Origin of the sequence: Streptomyces sp. NPDC001530 (assembly GCF_042894545.1) — a bacterium.
GTDB lineage: Bacteria > Actinomycetota > Actinomycetes > Streptomycetales > Streptomycetaceae > Streptomyces.
Map to the genome: position 1 here is coordinate 1 of NZ_JBIAVS010000070.1, position 2,684 is coordinate 2,684.

The window sequence follows — 2,684 nt, forward strand, 5'->3', positions numbered from 1 at the left end:
TCTCGTGACTGCGTGCCTTTTGAAGAATGAGCCTGCGAGTTTGCGGTGTGTTGCGAGGTTAACCCGTGTGGGGAAGCCGTAGCGAAAGCGAGTCCGAACAGGGCGGTAGAGTAGCGCGCTCAAGACCCGAAGCGGAGTGATCTAGCCATGGGCAGGTTGAAGCGGCTGTAAGAGGTCGTGGAGGACCGAACCCACCAGGGTTGAAAACCTGGGGGATGACCTGTGGTTAGGGGTGAAAGGCCAATCAAACTCCGTGATAGCTGGTTCTCCCCGAAATGCATTTAGGTGCAGCGTCGTGTGTTTCTTGCCGGAGGTAGAGCACTGGATAGGCGATGGGCCCTACCGGGTTACTGACCTTAGCCAAACTCCGAATGCCGGTAAGTGAGAGCGCGGCAGTGAGACTGTGGGGGATAAGCTCCATGGTCGAGAGGGAAACAGCCCAGAGCATCGACTAAGGCCCCTAAGCGTACGCTAAGTGGGAAAGGATGTGGAGTCGCACAGACAACCAGGAGGTTGGCTTAGAAGCAGCCACCCTTGAAAGAGTGCGTAATAGCTCACTGGTCTAGTGATTCCGCGCCGACAATGTAGCGGGGCTCAAGCGTACCGCCGAAGTCGTGTCATTGCAGCATGAGGGCCAACGCCCGCTGTGATGGGTAGGGGAGCGTCGTGTGCCGGGTGAAGCCGCGCCGGAAGGCAGTGGTGGACGGTTCACGAGTGAGAATGCAGGCATGAGTAGCGATACACACGTGAGAAACGTGTGCGCCGATTGACTAAGGGTTCCTGGGTCAAGCTGATCTGCCCAGGGTAAGTCGGGACCTAAGGCGAGGCCGACAGGCGTAGTCGATGGATAACCGGTTGATATTCCGGTACCCGCTGTGAAGCGTCAAACATCGAACCAGGCGATGCTAAGTCCGTGAAGCCGCCCCGGAGCCTTCGGGCAAGGGGGAGTGGTGGAGCCGACGGACCAGACCTGTAGTAGGTGAGTGATGGGGTGACGCAGGAAGGTAGTCCATCCCGGGCGGTGGTTGTCCCGGGGTAAGGGTGTAGGCCGTGCGACAGGCAAATCCGTCGCACTTGTGGCTGAGACCTGATGCCGAGCCGATTGTGGTGAAGTGGATGATCCTATGCTGTCGAGAAAAGCCTCTAGCGAGTTTCATGGCGGCCCGTACCCTAAACCGACTCAGGTGGTCAGGTAGAGAATACCGAGGCGTTCGGGTGAACTATGGTTAAGGAACTCGGCAAAATGCCCCCGTAACTTCGGGAGAAGGGGGGCCATCACCGGTGACCGGATTTACTCCGTGAGCTGGGGGTGGCCGCAGAGACCAGCGAGAAGCGACTGTTTACTAAAAACACAGGTCCGTGCGAAGCCGTAAGGCGATGTATACGGACTGACGCCTGCCCGGTGCTGGAACGTTAAGGGGACCGGTTAGTCAGGATTCGTCCTGGCGAAGCTGAGAACTTAAGCGCCAGTAAACGGCGGTGGTAACTATAACCATCCTAAGGTAGCGAAATTCCTTGTCGGGTAAGTTCCGACCTGCACGAATGGCGTAACGACTTCTCGACTGTCTCAACCATAGGCCCGGTGAAATTGCACTACGAGTAAAGATGCTCGTTTCGCGCAGCAGGACGGAAAGACCCCGGGACCTTTACTACAGTTTGATATTGGTGTTCGGTTCGGCTTGTGTAGGATAGGTGGGAGACTGTGAAGCTCAAGCGCCAGCTTGGGTGGAGTCGTCGTTGAAATACCACTCTGGTCGTGCTGGATGTCTAACCTGGGTCCGTGATCCGGATCAGGGACAGTGTCTGATGGGTAGTTTAACTGGGGCGGTTGCCTCCCAAAGGGTAACGGAGGCGCCCAAAGGTTCCCTCAGCCTGGTTGGCAATCAGGTGTTGAGTGTAAGTGCACAAGGGAGCTTGACTGTGAGACCGACGGGTCGAGCAGGGACGAAAGTCGGGACTAGTGATCCGGCGGTGGCTTGTGGAAGCGCCGTCGCTCAACGGATAAAAGGTACCCCGGGGATAACAGGCTGATCTTCCCCAAGAGTCCATATCGACGGGATGGTTTGGCACCTCGATGTCGGCTCGTCGCATCCTGGGGCTGGAGTCGGTCCCAAGGGTTGGGCTGTTCGCCCATTAAAGCGGTACGCGAGCTGGGTTTAGAACGTCGTGAGACAGTTCGGTCCCTATCCGCTGCGCGCGCAGGAGTCTTGAGAAGGGCTGTCCCTAGTACGAGAGGACCGGGACGGACGAACCTCTGGTGTGCCAGTTGTCCTGCCAAGGGCATGGCTGGTTGGCTACGTTCGGGAGGGATAACCGCTGAAAGCATCTAAGCGGGAAGCCTGCTTCGAGATGAGGACTCCCACCCACTTGATGGGGTAAGGCTCCCAGTAGACGACTGGGTTGATAGGCCAGATCTGGAAGCACCGCAAGGTGTGGAGGTGACTGGTACTAATAGGCCGAGGGCTTGTCCTCAGTTGCTCGCGTCCACTGTGTTGGTTCTGAAACCACGAACAACCCCATGCCCGGGGCCACCGGGTGTGGTGCGGTAGTTGAGAGTTTCATAGTGTTTCGGTGGTCATAGCGTGAGGGAAACGCCCGGTTACATTCCGAACCCGGAAGCTAAGCCTCACAGCGCCGATGGTACTGCAGGGGGGACCCTGTGGGAGAGTAGGACGCCGCCGAAC

At 57.7% G+C, this 2,684-nt stretch carries 2 rRNA genes; both read left to right on the top strand.

What is annotated here, in order from left to right:
• Nucleotides 1–2,472 (top strand): 23S ribosomal RNA (locus tag ACFY0T_RS50225); the annotation flags it as partial.
• 95 nt (nt 2,473–2,567) lie between these two features.
• Nucleotides 2,568–2,684: ribosomal RNA gene (gene rrf / locus ACFY0T_RS50230) — 5S ribosomal RNA — on the top strand.